The following is a 19,769-nucleotide window of genomic DNA, read 5'->3' as shown; positions in this document are numbered from 1 at the left end:
ACCATCTTGATCACACCCGCCACCCCCGCAGCAGCCTGCGTATGACCGATGTTCGACTTCACCGACCCCAACAACAACGGCACATCCCGACCCTGCCCATACGTCGCCAACAACGCCTGCGCCTCGATCGGATCACCCAGCGTCGTGCCCGTACCGTGCGCCTCCACCACATCCACATCAGCCACACCCAACCGCGCGTTCGCCAACGCCTGCCGGATCACCCGCTGCTGCGACGGACCATTCGGCGCCGTCAAACCATTCGACGCACCATCCTGGTTGACGGCCGCGCCCCGCACGACCGCCAGAACCCGACGCCCGTCACGCCGCGCATCCGACAACCGCTGCACCACCAGCACGCCGACGCCCTCGGCGAGCGCCGTGCCATCCGCCGCGTCGGCGAACGCCCGGCACCGGGCCACCGGGGACAGGTTGCCCTGCCTGGTGAAGTCGACGAACACCGCGGGGGTGGGCATGACCGTCACGCCGCCGGCCAACGCGAGGTCGCACTCCCCCGACCGCAGCGCCTGCACCGCCAGGTGCAACGCCACAAGCGACGACGAACACGCCGTGTCCACCGTCACCGCCGGACCCTCGAACCCGAACGAGTACGCCACCCGACCCGAGGCGATGCTGCCCGCGTTGCCGAGACCGAGGTAGTCCTCCACGCCCGCCGGCAGGGTCTCCGGCGGGTGTGCGTACCCGCTGTGGGTCATGCCGGCGAAGACCCCGACCCGGGCGCCCTTCAGACTTGTGGGGTCGATCCCCGCCGACTCGACGGCCTCCCACGAGGTATGCAGCAGCAGCCGCTGCTGCGGGTCCATGGCGAGGGCCTCGCGCGGCGAGACCTCGAACAGCCGGGCGTCGAACTCGGCGGCGTCGGCCACGAATCCGCCCTCACGGACTGAGGAGGTGCCCGGCCGGGACCGCTCCGGGTCGTAGAGCGCGTCGAGATTCCAGCCGCGGTCGGTGGGGAAGGAGGCGATCGCGTCACCGCCGGACACGACGAGATCCCACAGTTCCTCGGCGGTGCGTACCCCGCCGGGGAACCGGCAGCCGATGCCGACGATCGCGATGGGCTGCTGCGCGTCGGCCTCGACGTCCCGGAGCCGTTGCCGGGTCCGCCGCAGGTCGGCGGTGACTCTCTTCAGGTACTCCCGGAGCTTCTCTTCGGTGTCCATCATCCCAGCCCATCGCGATTCACGGCGGAGACTCGACGTAGGCGACGGTACGAATGCGCAGAAGTCTCAGGCGACACCTGTATCTGTCGTTCGGCTCGCTCGGCCGAGAGCCACGCAGATCCCCATCTGCCGGGAGAAGCTATTGGTTGCGCGCGAGCGCGGACAACCCCTAACCAGGCAACCGACCAGCTAGGGGTGTCCGGTCCCGACCCGTCGCACTAGCGTCGCCTCGACCGGGTCCGCGCCGATCCGGTCGGCAACCGCAGCCGCCGGAAGGACCACCAGAGGATGACCACGCCAGATACCGACAACGGCTTGTGGGTGCGACGCTTCCACCCCGCTCCGGGCGGCGCGAGGCGGTTGGTGTGCCTGCCCCACGCCGGCGGGTCGGCAAGCTTCTACTTCCCGGTGTCCCGCGCTCTCTCCCCCGCTGTGGAGGTGCTGTCGATCCAGTACCCGGGGCGGCAGGACCGGCGCCACGAGAAGTGCATCGGCGACATCCACGACCTCGCGCGCGAGGTGTTCACAGTGCTGCGGCCCTGGCGGGTCGAGCCGCTGGCCATCTTCGGGCACAGCATGGGGGCCAGCCTCGGCTTCGAACTCGCCCGGCTCATCGAGCAGGACGGCGGCAGCGTCGCGCACCTGTTCGCGTCCGGACGCCGGGCGCCGTCGAAGTCGAGGCACGAGACGGTGCACCTGCTCGACGACGAGGGGCTGCTGGCCGACGTCCGGAAGCTCAGCGGCACCAACTCCGCCGTCCTCGGGGACCCGGAGATGCTGCGCGCCGCGTTGCCGGCGATCCGCAACGACTACCGGGCCGCCGAGCGGTACACCTACCGGCCGGGGCCGCCGCTGAGCTGCCCGATCACCGTCCTCACCGGCGACGACGACCCGAAGACGACTGTCGACGAGGCTCGGGCGTGGTCGGACCACACCACCGCGGCGTTCGACCTGAAGGTCTACCCGGGCGGGCACTTCTTCCTGGCCGAGCACCAGCCGGCGATCCTGCGGGCTGTCTCGACGGCACTGAGCGCGGCGCCGGCGGTCTGATCCCACCGGACGAGGGGCCGTCCGCCGGTCGTCACGACCGGTCGGCGGGCCCCTCGTCGGTGCGCGGTGTCACCGCTTGTGGCCGACCGCGATCACGTAGTCCAGCTGCGCCAGCTCACGCTTCATGAGGTCCTGGTTCTTCCAGTGGGCCGCCATGCTCTTGCGGACGGCCGGCTTGACGACGGCCCGGAACGCGGGGTCGTTGGTCCGCTCGGCCATGTACGCCCGCCAGCCCTCCCACGTCCGGTCCTTGATCGAGCGGACCTCCGGGTTGGCGAAGCCGGCCTCGACCAACTGCTGCCGGTACGTGTCCCGGTCGTGCCAGTTCTCCTTGGGAATGCTGAACTTGACGAAACTCAGCGGGCCGGACTGGATGGCGGCGCGGACGACGTCGCCGCTGACCGGGATGATGTCGGCCGTGGCGAGCACGCCGCCCGGGCGCAGCACCCGCAGCGCCTCGGCGAAGAACGCGCTGCGCGGGTAGAAATGGAAGGCGGACTCCAGGGCGACGACCCGGTCGAAGGTATTGTCCTCGAAGGGCAGTTCGGTGGCGCTGCCGAGCCGGAAGTCGGTCCGGTCGGCGAGCCCTTCCTCCTGTGCCCGGCGCTGCGCCGCCTCGACGTGGTGCGGGGTGATGTTCAGGCCGTACACCTTGGCTACCTGGCGCTCCCGCAGCCACTTGAAGTCCTGGTCCCCGTAGCCGAAGCCGACGTCGAGCACGGTGTCGTCCGGCTTGAGCCCGGCGGCGTCGGCCAGCTTGTCGGCCAGCGCGTCGGCGGCCGTGTCGATGTCGGTGACCCCGTCGGACCAGTAACCCACGTTCATGTAGTGGGTACGGCGGGCCGCGAACTCCACGTCGGGCGACTGGATCTCGTAGAAGCGCCGGACCCGGGTGATGGGGTCGGCGGTGAAGACCGTGCGGATCGCCCGGCCGGCGATCTTCAGGTTCTCGAACATGTCGGTTCCTTCCGGTGGGTGGATGCCGATCAGCCGCGCCGGATCTGCCGGCGCAGATCCTCGACGAGCGCCGGCACGACGGCCGGGTCGGCGGCGGTGCCGAAGACGTAGAAGTCGGGACGGACGAGCACCGCCACCGCGTCGTACCGCTTGAGGTGAGGCAGGTACACGTCGTCGAGGTCGAAGGCGGCCGGCGCGGCGCCGGATCCGGGCGCGGGCGCGCCGGCGGGAACGATCCGGACGACCCGCGTGCCGAGCGCGTCCAGGAAGGCCCGGGTGTCGGCGTCGAGCAGGTCGCCGGGGTCCTCGGCGCAGAGCAGGACGAAGCCGGTGCCGACGACCTCGTCGAAGAGCCCGGCGCGGCCGTCGACCTCGACGCGGCCCTGCGGCATCGGGGCGCCGGCGGCCTCGCAGCCGCTGTGCAGGATCCCGCCGGACAGGGGCTCCAGCAGGGACCGGGTGCGCGGGCGGGCGGTACGCCGGCGCAGCTCGGCGAGCATCGCGGCGTCGCGGCCGGCCGCGGCGGCGCGGTCGGTCTCGCAGATAACCGCGCCCGAGTCCATGGACATCCGGATGGCGTGCTGCACGTGCGCGCAGCGCTCCTCCTGGTAGGTGTCCAGCAGGGCCTCGTCGGCGAGGCCGCGGTGCACCAGGTCGAGCTTCCAGGCGAGGTTGAGGGCATCGCGGAAGCCCGAACTCATCCCCTGCCCCATGAACGGCGGCATCACGTGCGCCGCGTCGCCGGCGAGCAGGATCCGCCCGGAACGCCAGCGCCCGGCCGAACATGCCTGGGTGGTGTAGACGCCGTACCGCTCCAGGGTGGCGTTGTCGGGGGTGATGTCGAAGAGGCCGAGCAGCCGCCACACGCTGGCGGCGCTCTCGAACTCCTCGCGGCTCTCCCCCGGCACCCGCATGAACTCCCACCGCCGGTGCCCCGGGCCGGCCGACACGGCCGTGCGGGGCCGCGCCGGGTCGCAGACCTGCAGGTTGTTCGGCTTGAACTCGCGGGCCTCGTGCGGGATCACGTCGCAGACCAGCCAGTCGTACGTGAAGCCGAGGTCGGTGACGCCGCCGCCCAGGTGCTCCCGCACGAAGCTGTTGGCCCCGTCGCAGCCGATGACCCAGCGGGCCGCGCGGACCTCCTCGCCGTCCGGGCCGGCGATGGTCACCTCGACCCGGTCGTCGTGCTCGACCAGGCCCGTCACCTGGTACGGGCGCAGCACCGTGACACCCGGCAGCTCCGCGCCCCGCTCGGCGAGCAGCGCCTCCAGTCCCGGCTGGTAGAACGAGACCGAGTCGGGCCAGCCCATCGGGCCGTCGCCGGTGACCTTGACATGCAGCAGGGTCCGGCCGAAGCCGTTCTTGAAGGTGTACTCGCCGGACGACTCCACCACCGGGCCGAGGCGGTCGGCGACACCGGCGGCGGCCAGGACCCGACTCGCCTCCCCGTCGTACGACACCGCGCGGGGGAAGTTGTACGGGGTGGCCCACCGCTCGACCGCCGTGACGGTGAGCCCTCGCTGCGCCAGCAGGATCGTGAGCATCTCACCGACGGGGCCGTAGCCCACGATCAGGACGTCGGTCGTCAGCATCGGTATCGGTTCCTCGCGGGTCGGTCGGACACGGGGGCGGCTTGCGGCGCGCGGGACGGCCGGACGGCCATCAGATCCCGAGTTCGGAGTCGATGAGGTCGAACAGGTCGTCGTCGCTGGCCAGTTCGAGATCGAGGTCGCGATCGCCCCCCGAGCCGGCGCGCATCGTCCGCCACTTGGCGATCAGCACCTCCAGGCGCGACCCGATCTGGTCGTGCAGCTCCGGTTCCACAGTGGCCTCGGTCAGCGAGCGCTCCAGGTTCTCCAGGTCCACGAGGACCGGCGGGGCCGCCGGTCCGGTGTCCGGCGCCAGCTCGGACACCAGGTACGTGGCCAGCTCGTTCGGGTCCGGGTAGTCGAAGATCAGCGTGGCCGGCAGGCGCAAACCGGTGGCCGTGGTCAGCCGGTTGCGCAGCTCGACGGCGGTCAGCGAGTCGAAGCCGATCTGGCTGAACGCCCGGCCCGGGGCCACCGCCGCCCGGCTGCCGTGCCCGAGCACGCTCGCCGCCTGCTCGCGTACCAGGTCGACCACCAGGGTGTGGCGCTCGGGCCCGTTCAGCGCCGCCAGTTCGTCGACGAGCGTACGCCCGCCGCCGGTCGGGGTGGCCGCCCGCGCCGTCGGCCGCTCCCGGCGCAGCAGCCCGCGCAGCAGGGCCGGGGCTCGCGCGGCCCGCTCGCCGAGCGCGGCGACGTCGATCCTCGTCGGCACCAGCACCGGCTCGGCCAGCCGCAGGCCCGCGTCGAACAGGGCCATCCCCAGCTCGGACGGGATGGCGAGCTGCCCGTCACGGGCGGTGATCCGGGGATCGGTCCGGTCCAGCTTGGCGGTCATCTCGCTGGCCTGCTCCCACAGCCCCCAGGCGAACGACCGGCCCGGCAGCCCCTCGGCGCGGCGGGCCACGGCGAGGGCGTCGAGGAACGCGTTGGCCGCCGCGTAGTTGGCCTGACCGGGTACGCCGAACACTCCGGCGCCGGAGGAGAAGAGTACGAACCCGGCGAGGTCGAGGTGGCGGGTGAGCTCGTGCAGGTGCCACGCGGCGTCGAGCTTCGGCGCGAAGACCGTGTCGACGCGCTGCGGGGTGAGGGCGGTGACCACCCCGTCGTCGAGCACCCCGGCCAGGTGCACGACGGCGGTCAGCGGGTGCCGCTCCGGTACCGCCGCCAGCACCCCGGCGAGGTTGTCGCGGTCGGACACGTCGGCCGCCACCACCGTGGCCTCGACTCCCAGGGCCCGCAGTTCGTCGAGCGCCTCGGTCGCGCCGGGGGCCCGCTCGCCGCGGCGGCTGACCAGCAGCAGCCGCCGTACGCCGTGCGTCTCGACCAGCCGCCGGGCGACCAGCCGGCCCAGGGTTCCGGTGCCGCCGGTCAGCAGCACCGTACCGTCGGGGTCCCACGCCCGGGGCATGGTGAGCACCACCTTGCCGACGTGCCGGGCCTGGCTGACGTGCCGGAACGCCTCCGGCGCCTGGCGGACGTCCCACACCTGGGTGGGCAGTGGGGTGAGCGTTCCCCGTTCGAAGAGCCCGAGCAGAACGACAAGCATGCGCTGCACCTCGTCGGGCTCCTCCAGGGTCAGGTCGAAGGCGGTGTAGGCCACCCCCGGGTGGTCGACGGCGACGCGGTCGGCGTCGCGGATGTCGGTCTTGCCCATCTCGACGAACCGCCCGCCGCGCGGCAGCAGCCGCAGCGAGGCGTCGACGAACTCGCGGGCCAGCGAGTCCAGCACGACGTCCACGCCCCGGCCGCCGGTGGCGTCGGTGAAGCGGGTCTCGAAGTCGAGGGTCCGGGACGAGGCCAGGTGCTCCTCGTCGAGACCGAGCGCGCGCAGGGCGTCCCACTTGGCGGGGCTGGCGGTGGCGTACACCTCGGCCCCGAGATGGCGGGCGAGCTGCACGGCGGCCATGCCGACGCCGCCGGCCGCCGCGTGCACCAGCACCGATTCGCCCCTGGTGAGCCCGGCCAGGTTGACCAGCCCGTGGTAAGCGGTCAGGAAGACCACCGGCACGGAGGCGGCCTCGACGTACGACCAGCCAGCCGGCATCGGGGCCAGCAGGCGGCGGTCGGTGACCGCGACGGGCCCGAAGCAGCCCACGAAGACCCCGAAGACGCGGTCGCCGGGGCGCAGGTCGGTCACCCCGGCGCCCACCTCGACGACCTCGCCGGCGCCCTCGCCGCCGAGCGGGCCCGCGTCGCCCGGGTAGAGGCCCAGCGCGTTGAGCACGTCGCGGAAGTTCAGTCCGGCGGCACGGACGCGGACCCGGACCTCGCGGGGGCCGAGCGCGGTGTCTGCGGCGTCGGTGGCGACCAGGGTGAGGTTCTCCAGGCTGCCCCGCACCGGCGCGTCCAGCCGCCACGCGGCGGCGGGCGGTGCGGGCAGCTCACCGGCGGACCCGGTCCGCGCCAGCCGTGGCACGTACGCCGCGCCGACCCGGATCGCGGCCTGCGGCTCGTCCGCCGCCAGCAGGGCGGCCACCTCGTCGGGGCCGATCCCGTCGCCGTCGACGTCGACGACGACCACCTGGCCCGGGTGCTCCGACTGGGCGGAGCGCACCAGGCCCCACGCCGCCGCGGCGGCCGGGTCGGTAACCTCGCCGGCGTGGTGCACGGCCACCGCGCCCCGGGTCACCAGCAACAGCCGCGACGCCGCCCAGCGGGGCTCGGTGAGCCAGCGCCGGACCAGGTCGAGGGCCTGCACGGCGGCGTGGCGCGCCGCGCGGGGGGTGGGCTGCGCGGGGTACGCGCCGAGCGGCACGAGCACCGCCCCGGGCAGGGCCAGTCCGGCGTCCACGGCGTCGGCGAGCCCGTCCAGTCCGTGGTGCAGCGGGAACCCGTCAAGGCCGGGGGCGACGGTCACGGCGTCGACCGGGGTGGCCGACTCGACGGGCGGCAGCGGCGTCCAGTCGACGCGGAACAGGGCGTCGCGGGTGGCCCGGTCGCCGGTGACAGCCAGCTCGGTGGTGGAGATCGGGCGCATCGTCAGGGCGGCCACCTCGGCCACCGGGGCGCCGGTCGGATCGGCGACGGTCAGCGCGATGGCGTGCGGCCCGACCCGGGTCAGCCGTACCCGCAGGGCGGTCGCCCCGGTGGCGTACAGGCTGACACCGTTCCAGGCGAACGGCAGCAGGAGCTGGCCGGCCCCGGCCCCGGCGAGGCCGCCGAAGTGCGCGGCGTGCAGGGCGGCGTCGAACAGGGCGGGGTGCAGGCCGTACCGGTCGGCGTCGACCCGCTGGGCCGCCGGCAGCTCCACCTCGGCGTAGACCTCGTCGCCGCTGGTCCACACCGCGCGCAGGCCCTGGAACGCCGGCCCGTACGCGTACCCCTCGGCTTCCAGGCCGGCGTAGAAGCCGGTCAGGTCGACGGGCCGGGTGTCGGGCGGCGGCCCGGGGGTGAGCTGCGGCGACACCGCGGGCTGGTCGGCGCGGAGGGTGGCGCTGGCGTGCCGGGTCCACTGATGTCCCGCCGGCGCGTCGGCGGGCCTGGAGTGCACGGTCACCGGGCGGCGTCCGTCGCCGGCGACCGCGCCGACCGCCACCTGCACCTGCGTCGCGCCGTCGGCGGGCAGGGTCAGCGGGGCCTCGATGACCAGTTCGTCGAGGAACGGGTGGCCGACCTCGTCGCCGGCGCGCAGGCAGAACTCCACCAGACCGGTGCCGGGCACCAGCACGCTGCCGGTGACCCGGTGATCGGCCAGCCACGGCTGCGCGTCGGCCGACAGCCGCCCGGTGAACAGGCGGCCGCCCGTCTCGGCCAGCGCGACCGACGCGCCGAGCAGCGGATGACCGGCGGCGTCCAGACCGGCGGCGCCGACGTCGCCGGGGCCGGAGACCGCCCGGGGCCAGTAGCGGCGGTGGGCGAACGCGTACGTGGGCAGGTCGACGCGCCGGCCGCCGGCCAGTGCGGGCCGCCAGTCGACCGCGACACCGGACACGTGGAGCTGGGAGAGGGAGAGCAGGAACCGCTCCCGGCCACCCTGGTCGCGTTGCACCGAGCCGACCACCACGGCATCGCCGTCGTGGTCGGCGAGGGTCTCCTCCACGCCGACGGTGAGCACCGGGTGCGGGCTGCACTCGACGTACGTGTCGTGGCCCTCGGCGGCCAGCGCGCGAACCGCCCGTTCCAGCTCGACGGGCCGGCGCAGGTTGCGGTACCAGTAGTCGGGCCCCATCTCCTCACCGTCGAGCCAGCGCAGGTCGGTGGTGGAGAACAGCGGTACGGCGGCCGGGCCGGGGGCGATGCCGGCCAGCACCTCGGCCAGCTCGTCGCGGATGCGTTCCACCTGGGCGGAGTGGGAGGCGTAGTCGACGGCGATCCGCCGCACCCGGGCCTGTTCGCCGGCCAGCTCGGCGAGCAGCTCCTCGACCGCCTCCGGCTCGCCGGAGACCACGACGGCGGCCGGCCCGTTCACGGCGGCGACCGAGATCCGCTCGCCGAAGCGGGCGATCCGGTCGCGGACCGTGTCGGCGGGCAGCGCGACGGAGGCCATCGCCCCGTGCCCGGCCAGAGCCCGTAGCGCGCGGCTGCGCAGCGCCACCACCCGGGCGGCGTCGGGCAGGGAGAGCACCCCGGCGACGCAGGCGGCGGCGATCTCGCCCTGGGAGTGGCCGACCACGGCGGCCGGCTGCACGCCGTACGAGCGCCACAGCTCGGCCAGCGACACCATCATCGCGAACAGGGCGGGCTGCACGACGTCGACCTCGTCGAGGCCGGGCGCGCCCGGCGCCTGGCGCAGCACGTCCAGCAGCGACCAGTCCAGGTGCGGCCGCAGCGCCGCGTCGCAGGCCGCCATGCGTTCGGCGAACACGGGGGCCTGGTCGAGCAGGTCCAGCCCCATGCCGAGCCACTGGGAGCCCTGCCCGGGGAAGACGAAGACGCACCGGCCGGTGGGCCGCGCCTCGCCGCGCGTGACCGCCGGGTCTGGCCGGCCCTCGACGAGCGCGTCGAGGGCGTCGGCGACCCGCTGCGCGGACGCGGCCACCAGCACCGCCCGGGAGTCGAAGGAGCCCCGGGTGGTGGCCAGCGACCAGGCCACGTCGAGGGACCGCTGGTCGGGCCGGGCGGCGAGGTGCTCCCGCAGCCGCCGCGCCTGGCCGGCGAGCGCCTGCGGGGTACGCGCCGACAGCAGCCACGGCAGCGGGCGCTCCTGCGGCGGCTCGGATTCGGCGGCCTCCGGCGTCGCCTCGGCGACCGACTCGACGATCACGTGGGCGTTGGTGCCGCTGATGCCGAACGACGAGACGCCGGCGCGAACCGGCCGGTCCGCCGCCGGCCATGGACGGGCCTCGGTGAGCAGCTGCACCGCTCCCGAGTCCCAGTCGATCCGCGAGCTGCGGCGCTCGGCGTGCAGGGTGCGGGGCAGCCGCCCGTGCCGCATGGCGAGGACCATCTTGAGCACGCCGGCCACGCCGGCCGCGGCCTGGGTGTGCCCGAGGTTGGACTTGACCGAGCCGAGCAGCACCGGCGTGCCGCCGGCCGGGCGCTGCCCGTACGTGGCGAGGATCGCCTCCGCCTCGATGGGGTCGCCGAGCGACGTGCCGGTGCCGTGCGCCTCCACCGCGTCCACGTCGGCGGCACTCAGCCCGGCGGCGGCGAGCGCGGCCCGGATGACCCGCTCCTGCGACGGCCCGTTCGGCGCGGTCAGCCCGTTCGACGCGCCGTCGGAGTTGACCGCCGAGCCGCGCACGACGGCCAGCACGGGGTGGCCCCGGCGGCGGGCCTCGGAGAGCCGCTCCACCACCAGCATCCCGACGCCTTCGGACATGCCGAAGCCGTCGGCGTCCTCGGCGAACGCCTTGCACCGCCCGTCGGCGGCGAGACCGCGCTGGCGGCTGAAGCCGGTCAGCCCCGCCGGGGTGGACATCACCGACACCCCACCGGCCAGCGCCAGGTCGCAGTCGCCCTGGCGCAGCGCCTGAACGGCCAGGTGCAGCGCCACCAGCGACGCCGAGCAGGCGGTGTCGACGGTGACCGCTGGTCCCTCCAGCCCGAGCGCGTACGCGACCCGGCCGGAGAGGACGCTGCCGGCGGTGCCGGTCAGCAGGTGTCCCTCGTCGGCGGTGACCTCGCCGTCGTCGGAGACGACACCGGCGGCGACCCGGTCGGCGTAGTCCTGCCCGTGGGTGCCGGCGAAGACACCGGTGCGGCTGCCCCGCAGGGTGGCCGGGTCGATGCCACCGCGTTCCAACGCCTCCCAGGAGGTCTCCAGCAGCAGCCGGTGCTGCGGATCCATGGCGAGCGCCTCGCGGGGGCTGATGCCGAAGAACTCGGCGTCGAAGTCGGCGATGCCGGTGAGGAACCCGCCGGAGCGCACGTACGTCCGGCCGGGCGTGCCGGGCACCGGGTCGTGGAGGTCGGCCAGCGGCCAGCCCCGGTCGTCGGGCAGGTCGCCGATGACGTCGTCGCCCGCGTCGAGCAGCCGCCACAGCTCCTCCGGGGAGCCGATCCCGCCGGGGAATCGGCAGGCCATCGCGACGATGGCGACCGGCTCGTCCAGAGCGACGGTGCTTGCGTCGGCGACCTCGGTGGCGGCGGTACCGAGCAGCCGGGCGTGCAGGTGCGCGGCGAGCAACTCGGGGGTGGGGTGGTTGAACACGGCGTGCGGGGCGAGCCGGACCCCGGAGACGGCGGTGAGCCGGTTGCTCAGCTCGACGGCCATCAGCGAGTCGAAGCCGAGGTCCTTGAACGGGCGGCGCGGCTCGACCTGCTCGGGGCCGGTGTGCCCGACCACTGTGGCGCACCGGGCACGTACGAGGTCCAGCAGCAGTTCGGCGCGCTCGGGCTCGGCGAGTTCGGCCAGCCGGTCGGCGAAGCCCTTCGCGGAGGCGGGCGCGGAGGCGGCGTTGACCGCCCGGCGGGGCGGCGGGGGCAGCAGCGCCCGCAGCAGGGCGGGCACCTCGCCGGAGGTCCGTACGGCGGCCAGGTCGAGCCCGATCGGCACGAGCGCCGGCCGGTCCACGTGCAGGGCGGCATCGAACAGCGCCAGCCCGGCGGCCGGGTCGAGGGGGCGGGTGCCACCGCGGGCGAGCCGGGCCAGGTCGGCGGGGCTGAGCCGGCCGGCCATCCCGTCCTCGGCGGCCCACAGCCCCCAGGCCAGGGCGCTGCCCGGCAGGCCCTGGGCGCGGCGGTGCGCGGCGAGCGCGTCGAGGAACGCGTTGCCGGCCGCGTAGTTGCCCTGGCCGGGGCTGCCGAAGGTGGCGGCGGCCGAGGAGAAGAGCACGAACGCCGCCAGGTCGAGGCCGGCGGTGAGCTCGTGCAGGTGCCAGGCGCCGTGCACCTTGGCGCGCAGGGTCCGCGCCCAGCGGGGCGGGTCGAGGTCGGTGAGCAGAGCGTCGTCGGTGGCCCCGGCGGCGTGCACGACGGCGACGAGCCGGTCGGCCAGCGGGGCGACGACCTCGGCGAGCGCCGCCCGGTCGGCGACGTCGGCCGCGACCACCCGCACTGTGACGCCGGCGTCGGTCAGTGCGGTCGTCCAGTCGTCGGCCCGGCCGCTGCGGCTGACCAGCACCAGCTCGGTGACGCCGTGCGCGGTGGCGAGGTGGGTGGCGACGTGCCGGCCGATCCCGCCGGTGCCGCCGGTGAGGAGCACGGTGCCGCCGGCCAGGGCCGCGAGCGGCGCGCCGGCCGGGGGCCGCTCGACGGGGCGCAGGCGGGGCAGCAGCGCGCGGCCGTCGCGGACGGCCACCTCGGGTTCGTCGGCGGCGACGGCCAGCGCCGAACGGATGGCGGCGTCGTCGGTGGTGTCGAGGCTGAGCAGGAGGAAACGGTCGGGCTGCTCGGCCTGGGCGACGCGGAGCAGCCCGGCCACGGGGGCGTGCACCGGGTCGCCGTCGCGCACGGCCAGGGCCAGGCGGGTGGTCTCCGCGCGGGGGTCGGCCAGCCAGGTCTGGAGCACGTCGAGCACGGCGAGGCCGACGGCGTGCGCCCGGTCGGGCACCGGCCGGCCCGACTCGCCGTCGCCGACCCGCAGCACCAGCAGCGGCGGCAGCGGCCCGTCCGGTGGCGTGCCGTCGGCGAGCGTCCAGGAGGGCGCCGGGGTCGCCGGGAACGCGGCGGGCAGCCAGTCGACGGCGTACAGCCCGGCGGGGGTGGCCGCCGGCGCCGGCGCGTCGGCGGACGGCAGGTCCACCGGCCGCAGCACCACCCGGTCGGCGTCGAGCACGGCCCCGCCTGCGTCGTCGACGGCACTCAGCGTCACCGCGTCCGCCCCGGCGGGGGCCAGGCAGACGCGCAGCGCGTGCGCCCCGACGGCGTGGCGGCGCACGCCCGCCCACTCGGTGGGCAGCAGCCGGGCGGTGGGCCCGGCGTCGGCGACCGACGCGAAGCCGGCGAGCGGGAGCAGGCACAGGGCCGCCTCCAGCACCAGCGGGTGCACGCCGTACCGCTCGGCGTCCGGGTCGCGGGCGTCGTCGGGCAGGCGTACGTCGACGTAGAGCCGGTCGGCGGCGACCCACGCCGCGCGGGCCAGTTCCCCGGCCAGCGCGCGGTGCGGCGGGGCGCTCAGGTCCACCGGCCGGGCCCCGGCGGGGGGCCAGACGGGGGCGAGGGCGCCCCGGCCGCTCTCCGGGTCGACGGGGGCGAGCACGGCCTCGGCGACCTCCCGCCAGGGCAGCCCCTCGCCGGCCCGGACGTGACAGTGCGCCTCCCGGCGTCCGTGCTCGTCCGGCGCGCCCACGTCGATCTGCACCTGGAGGGTTGCCTCGGCGGGCAGCGGAACCGGCTCGGGCACGCGCAGCCGTCGCACGCTCGGGGCGCCGAGCCGGTCGCCGAGGTGGGCGAGCATGTCCAGCAGGGCGGTGGCGGGCAGCAGCGGCGCCGTGCCGTCGCCGGGCGCGGCCAGCCACGGCGAGGTGGCCGTGGCGATCTGCCCGGTGCAGACCACCTGCCCGGTGCCGGCGACCGCCAGCAGGCCGCCGAGCAGCGGATGCCCGGCGTCGGCCAGTCCGGCGCCGACGGAACCGCCCGTGCCGGTGGGAGCGGGCAGCCAGTAGTGCCGGCGCTGGAAGGCGTACGTGGGCAGGTCGACGCGGCGGTGCGGGCCGGGGCCGGCGAGGGCGGCACGGTCCACCGCGACGCCCCGCACGTGCAGCCGCGCCACGGCGGCGAGCAGCGCCTCGGCCTCGCCTGCGGTGCCCCGTACGGCGGGGACGAAGGCCAGCTCGTCGGTCTCGGCGACGAGGCAGTCCTGGGCCATCGCGGTGAGCACACCGGCCGGGCCGATCTCCAGGAAGGTGGTGACGCCCTGCCCGTGCAGGGCTCGTACGCCGTCGTGGAAGCGGACGGTGCCCCGCACGTGCGCCACCCAGTGCTCGGGCGAGCAGAGCCGGGCCGGGTCGACGGGGTGGCCGGTCAGGTTGGACACCACCGGCAGGTGCGGGGTGCGGTACGTGAGGCCGGCCGCGACCGCGCGGAACTCGTCGAGCATCGGGTCCATGCGCGGCGAGTGGAACGCGTGCGACACCCGCAGCCGGCTGGTGCGGCGCCCGGCCGCGCGCAGGGTGTCCGCGACGGCCAGCACCGCGTCCGTGTCGCCGGAGAGGACGACGCTGGTGGGGCCGTTGACGGCGGCGAGGCCCACCCGGTCGGTCAGGTGCGCGGCGACCTCGGCCTCGTCGGCCTCGACGGCGACCATCGCGCCCCCGGCGGGCAGCTGCTGCATCAGCCGGGCGCGGGCGGCGACCAGCGCCGCCGCGTCGGCGAGGGAGAACACCCCGGCCACGTGCGCGGCGGCAAGCTCGCCGACGGAGTGGCCGAGCACCGCGTCGGGGCGGATCCCCCAGTGCTCCAGGAGGCGGTGGAGCGCCACCTCGAAGGCGAACAGGCCCGGCTGGGTGTACAGGGTCTCGTCGAGCAGTTCGGCCGCTGCGGTGCCCTCGGCCGCGAGGACGACGTCCGCGACGGGGAACGGGGCGTGGCCGGCGAGGCAGCGGTCGAGTTCGGCGCAGGCCGCGTCGAAGGCGGCCGCGAAGACGGGGTACGCCGCGTGCAGCTCGTGGCCCATGCCGGCGCGCTGGCCGCCCTGCCCACCGAAGAGCAGGCCGAGTCGGCCGTCGACGCCCCGGCCGGTCAGCACGCCCGGCAGGTCCGGGTCCGGTCCGCCGCGGGCCAGCGCGCCGAGCCCCGTCCGGGCGGACTCCGCGTCGCCCACCAGGACCACGGCCCGGTGTTCGAGAGCGGCGCGGGTGGTGGCGAGGGCGTGCCCGACGTCGGCCGGGTCGACGTGCGCCCCCGGCCCGTCGAACCAGGCCAGCAGGCGGGCCGCCTGGTCACGCAGCGCCTCGCCGGAGGCAGCCGCGAGCAGCCACGGTACGGGCGGCCGAGCGGTGTCGGTCGACGGTCGCGCTGCCGCGGTGGCGGGCGGCGACTGCCGGGCGGTGTCCCCGGCGGAGGTCGGCGGGTCGGCGGGGGCCTCGACGATGACGTGGGCGTTGGTGCCGCTGATGCCGAACGACGAGACGCCGGCCCGGCGGGGGCGGCGTACGTCGGGCCACGGGCGGGCCTCGGTGAGCACCTCGACCGCGCCGGCGGACCAGTCCACCTCGGACGTCGGGGCGTCCACGTGCAGGGTGCGCGGCAGTGTCCTGTGCCGCATCGCGAGCACCATCTTGATCAGCCCGGCGGCACCGGCGGCGGCCTGGGTGTGGCCGAGGTTGGACTTCAGCGAGCCGAGCCGCAGCGGCTCGGCGTCACCGCGGCCCACCCCGTACGTGGCGAGCAGCGCCTGCGCCTCGATCGGGTCACCGAGGGACGTGCCGGTGCCGTGCGCCTCGACGGCGTCCACGTCGGCGGCGGAGAGCCCGGCCGCGTCCAGCGCCCGGCGGATGACCCGCTCCTGGGCGGGCCCGTTGGGGGCGGTCAGCCCGTTGGACGCGCCGTCGGAGTTGACCGCGGAGCCGCGCAGCACGGCGAGGACGGGGTGCCCGTCCCGGCGGGCGTCGGAGAGCCGTTCCAGCAGCAGCACGGCGACGCCCTCGGACCAGCCGGTGCCGTCGGCGCCGTCGGCGAACGCCTTGCACCGGCCGTCCGGGGCGAGCCCGCGCTGCCGGCTGAACTCCACGAACGCCTGCGGGGTGCCCATCACCGCCACGCCGCCGGCCACGGCGAGCGAGCAGTCCCCGGCGCGCAGCGCCTGGGCGGCCAGGTGCAGCGCCACCAGTGACGACGAGCAGGCCGTGTCGACGGTGACCGCCGGCCCCTCCAGCCCCAGCGCGTACGCGACCCGGCCGGAGACGACGCTGCCGGCGGTGCCGACGCCGAGGTAGCCCTCGGTGCCGGGCGGCGCCTGGCGCAGGTTCGCGGCGTAGTCGTGGTGCATGACGCCGGTGAAGACGCCCGTGGCGCTGCCGCGCAGCGAGGTGGGGTCGATGCCGGCCCGCTCGAACAGTTCCCAGGACGTCTCCAGCAGCAGCCGCTGCTGCGGGTCCATGGCGAGCGCCTCGCGCGGGCTGATCGCGAACAGGGTGGCGTCGAAGTCCGCGGCGCCGGTGAGGAAGCCGCCCACCCGGGCGTACGAGGTGCCGGGGCGGTCGGGGTCGTCGGAGAACAGGTTCGCCAGGTCCCAGCCCCGGTCCGTGGGGAACTCGGTGAGCCCTTCCCGGCCCTGGTCGACCAGCTCCCACAGCTCCTCGGGGGAGGCGACGCCGCCGGGAAGCCGGCAGGCCATGGCGACGACGGCCACCGGATCGTCCGCTGTGGACGGAAGTTCCGACCGGCCGGTCGTGCGAGTGGCCGGCGGGACGGCACCACGCAGCCGGGCGGCGAGGTGCCGGGCGAGTGCCTGCGGGCTGGGCCGGTCGAACGCGGCCGTCGCGGAGAGCCGTACCCCGGTGGCCTGGGCCAGCCGATCGCGCAACGCAACCGCCGCGACCGAGGTGAAGCCGAGTTCCTTGAAGGCGCGGCCGGGGCGGACCGCGGCCGGGCCGGGCAGCCCGGCCACCTGCGCGGTGGCGGCGCGGACCAGGTCGAGCAGGAGCCGATCCCCCTCGGTGGTGGTGAGCCCGGCCAGCCGACGGCGCAGCTCGGCGGCGTCCCGGTCGTCCGTGGAGTCGCCGGGCTCGGCCACGGGCTCGCGCCAGGCGGGGTGCGCGGCGTCGGCGTGGCCCGCCGGGTGGGCGAGCACGACCAGGTCGGCGCCGTCGTGGGCCACGTCGAACGCGGCGAGGTCGGCACGCACTGCCGCCGATGCGGTGCCCGCTGCGGGTCCGGTCGCCGCCGGTCCGCGCTCGGCGGGCGCGGTCGTGCCGACGAGCCGGGCCGGGTGACCGGCGGCCCGGCGGCGGGCGACCAGGGCGTGCAGGGCCCCGACGGCCGAGGCGGCGCGTTCCCGGCCCGCCGCGCCCAGCAGCAGGGCGGACGGCGCGAGGACGGTGAACGCCGCCTCCGGGTGGCGGCCCGCGGCGTCCAGCGTCGCGGCGAGGCCGAGCAGCCGGACTGCGCACTCGACGTCGGCCAGGTCGTCGTCGCACGGGCAGAGGAAGACGGCGCCGAACGCCTCGTCGCCCGCCCGCTCGGCGGGCAGCGGAACGGCTTCCGCACCGGCGGCGGTGAGTTCGGCGGCCAGGTCCGCCAGGGCCGGGGCGGGCGTCGCGCCAGCGTGCAGCAGCCGCAGCCGGCGGGCGCGGTGCACGGCGACGAGGTGCCGGGCCAGCGCGGCGCCGGTCGGTCCGTCGGCGCCGGTGACCAGGACGGGGCGCTCCGGGTCGGCCACGGTCGCCGATCGTCCCGGCGCGGTCGCCGGGGCGGGCACGAGGGCCGCGTACCGGGCCGCCCCGGCCCGCAGGGCGACCTGCGCGGCGCCGGCGTCCACGACGGCCGGCAGCAGGGCGAGCGAGCGGTCCGCGGCGTCGTGGTCGACCAGCACGATCCGGTCCGGGTACGCGGCCTGCAGGCTGCGCCCGACCGCCCAGACGGCGCCGGCCGCCGGATCGGGTCCGGACCACCCGGCGGCGTCGCCCGCAGTGGCCTCGCCCGCGGCGGCGTCGCCCGCAGTGGCCTCGCCCGCGCTGCCGGCACCGCTCGGATCGGGGCCGTTGGCCGCGTCGCCGACCGGGCCGGTCAGCAGCATCAGCCGGGTGCCGGCGAAGCCGTCGTCGTCGAGCCAACCTCGCAACCGGTCGGCGAGGTCCGCCGCGTCGGCGTCGGCCGGCCCGGCCAGCAGCACCGTCACGTCGGGCGCCTCGGGAGTCTCGCGCAGGCCGGCCAGATCCCGGTGGGCCCGGAACCGCTCCCCCGGCGACGCCGCACGCAACGGCTCCACCAGCGACTCGCTCCCGGCGCCGACGAGCGCCCAGCGGCGGACCGGGGCGGCGGCGTCCTGCGCGGCCGCCGGTACGGGCGCCGCCACCGGCGGTACGGCGGCCAGGTCCAGCGGTCGCCAGGCGAGCAGGCTGAGCGCCTCGTGGTGGCTGCCGTTGATCGCCCGCAGCCGGGCCGGCCCGTCGAGCAGGAGCCGGCGGGTGACCTTGCCGGACGCGGTGCGGGGCACCTGCCCGATCTCGTACAGCGCCTCGGGGACCTTGTGGTAGCTGAGCCGCTCCCGGCAGGCCGCGTACCCGGCACGGGGGTCGAAGCCCTCCGCCCCCGGCACCACGAACGCCACCGGCACCTCGCCGAGCACCTCGTGCGGCCGGCCGGTCACCGCCACGTCGGCGACGCCGGGCACCGCGCGCAGCACCTCCTCCACCTCGACCGGGTGGATCTTCTCCCCGCCCCGGATGATCAGCTCCTGGTGGCGGCCGGTGACGAAGATGTTGCCGTCGGCGTCGCGGCGGGCCAGGTCACCGGTGCGGTACCAGCCGTCGCGCAGGGCGGCGGCGGTGACCTCCGGCAGGCCGTGGTAGCCGAGCATGACGCTCGGACCGCTGACCCAGACCTCCCCCTCGGCGCCGGTCGGCACGTCCAGACCCGTCTGCGGGCTGACCAGGCGCACCTCGACGCCGGGCACCGCGCGCCCGCAGGAGCCCTCGACCCGGGGCTGCCCCGGCCGGGTGACGGCGATCGAGCCGCAGGTCTCCGTGCTGCCGTACGCGTCGAGCAGCGGCGCGTCGAAGACCTCGTCGAACGCACGCCGCAGCGCGCCGGTGGTGATCGCCCCGCCGACCAGGCAGACCCGCAGGGCCGGGGCGCGGAAGCCGGTCTCCCGGGCGGCGGTGACCAGGTGGTGGTACATCGCCGGCACACCGGCGAGCACGGTGGCCTCGTCCTCGTCGACCGCGCGCAGCACGTCGTCGGCGGAGAAGCCGTCGATGAGCCGGGCCGTGGCCCCGACCGCCGTCACGCTGAGCACGCACCCGATGTGGGAGAGGCTGTGGAACAGCGGCAGTGGCCAGACCACCCGGTCGGCGGCGGTGAGCCCGGGGATCGGCACGTAGCAGGCGGCGACCGACCAGAGGCAGGTGCGCTGGGTGGAAAGCACACCCTTGGGCCGACCGGTGGTGCCGGAGGTGTAGAGCATCCAGGCCACCTCGTCGAGGCCCAGGTCGTCGCGGGCGCCCACGGTCGGCTCGGTGTCGACAAGATCGCGCCAGGCGACGACCCCGTCCGGAACCGGGTTGTCCCCGGTGACCACGATCCGCAGGGCCGGCCGGGTGGCACGCAGCCGCAGCATCTGGTCGAGGTGACGCGGGTCGGTGACCACCAGCACCGCGCCGGAGTCGTCCAGCAGATGGGCCAGTTCCGCGTCGGTGCTGTGTGGATTCACCGGCACGCCGACCGCGGCGGCCCGCGTGACGGCCAGCCAGGTCTCCACCGTCTCCACGCGGTTGCCGAGGCAGAAGGCCACCCGGTCGCCCCGGGCGACCCCGGCCGCCGCCAGGTGACCGGCCAGCCGACGGGTCCGCGCCGCCAGATCGGCGTATCCGACCGCCCGGCGGTCGTCGCGGAATGCGACCTTGTTCCCCGACCTGGCGGCGTGCGCCTCGATCAGATCGGACAACGGCTGGATCAGGTCGCTCCGAAGCATGTCACCACATCCATCCGTCGGCGAGACTCCTCATCCGCG

At 75.9% G+C, this 19,769-nt stretch carries 5 protein-coding genes; 1 reads left to right on the top strand and 4 read right to left on the bottom strand.

Annotated features, from left to right (window positions below):
- Positions 1-1,148: beta-ketoacyl synthase N-terminal-like domain-containing protein (locus tag C569_RS0123240; protein WP_369753953.1), on the bottom strand; the 1,148-nt coding region annotated here is incomplete at its 3' end.
- A 318-nt stretch (positions 1,149-1,466) separates the two neighbouring features.
- Here C569_RS0123240 and C569_RS0123235 point away from each other — a divergent pair.
- Complete coding sequence (locus tag C569_RS0123235) at positions 1,467-2,228, top strand: thioesterase II family protein (protein ID WP_026268551.1); 762 nt, start codon at positions 1,467-1,469, stop codon at positions 2,226-2,228.
- A 69-nt stretch (positions 2,229-2,297) separates the two neighbouring features.
- Here C569_RS0123235 and C569_RS0123230 read toward each other — a convergent pair whose 3' ends face one another.
- The 3 genes from C569_RS0123230 to C569_RS0123220 form a co-directional block, all read right to left on the bottom strand.
- On the bottom strand, positions 2,298-3,185 hold the full coding sequence (locus C569_RS0123230) for a class I SAM-dependent methyltransferase (RefSeq protein WP_018788144.1): 888 nt from the start codon (positions 3,183-3,185) through the stop codon (positions 2,298-2,300).
- Between the two features lie 29 nt (positions 3,186-3,214).
- Entirely contained in the window at positions 3,215-4,777 is a 1,563-nt protein-coding gene (locus C569_RS0123225) for a bifunctional 3-(3-hydroxy-phenyl)propionate/3-hydroxycinnamic acid hydroxylase (RefSeq protein ID WP_018788143.1), read from the bottom strand.
- A gap of 70 nt (positions 4,778-4,847) precedes the next feature.
- Positions 4,848-19,730: a type I polyketide synthase gene (locus tag C569_RS0123220; protein WP_018788142.1), complete on the bottom strand. Its 14,883-nt coding sequence runs from the start codon at positions 19,728-19,730 to the stop codon at positions 4,848-4,850.
- Positions 19,731-19,769 lie beyond the last annotated feature (39 nt).

It is taken from the genome of Micromonospora sp. CNB394, assembly GCF_000374985.1.
Lineage (GTDB): Bacteria > Actinomycetota > Actinomycetes > Mycobacteriales > Micromonosporaceae > Micromonospora > Micromonospora marina.
Note: the sequence above shows the minus strand (reverse complement) of the source record. Positions and strands in the feature narration are given on the sequence as shown.

Excerpts from the sequence above, each read along its gene's own strand:
- C569_RS0123235 (WP_026268551.1), top strand. The coding sequence starts at position 1,467 with ATGACCACGCCAGATACCGACAACGGCTTGTGGGTGCGACGCTTCCAC.
- C569_RS0123230 (WP_018788144.1), bottom strand. The coding sequence starts at position 3,185 with ATGTTCGAGAACCTGAAGATCGCCGGCCGGGCGATCCGCACGGTCTTC.
- C569_RS0123225 (WP_018788143.1), bottom strand. The coding sequence starts at position 4,777 with ATGCTGACGACCGACGTCCTGATCGTGGGCTACGGCCCCGTCGGTGAG.
- C569_RS0123220 (WP_018788142.1), bottom strand. The coding sequence starts at position 19,730 with ATGCTTCGGAGCGACCTGATCCAGCCGTTGTCCGATCTGATCGAGGCG.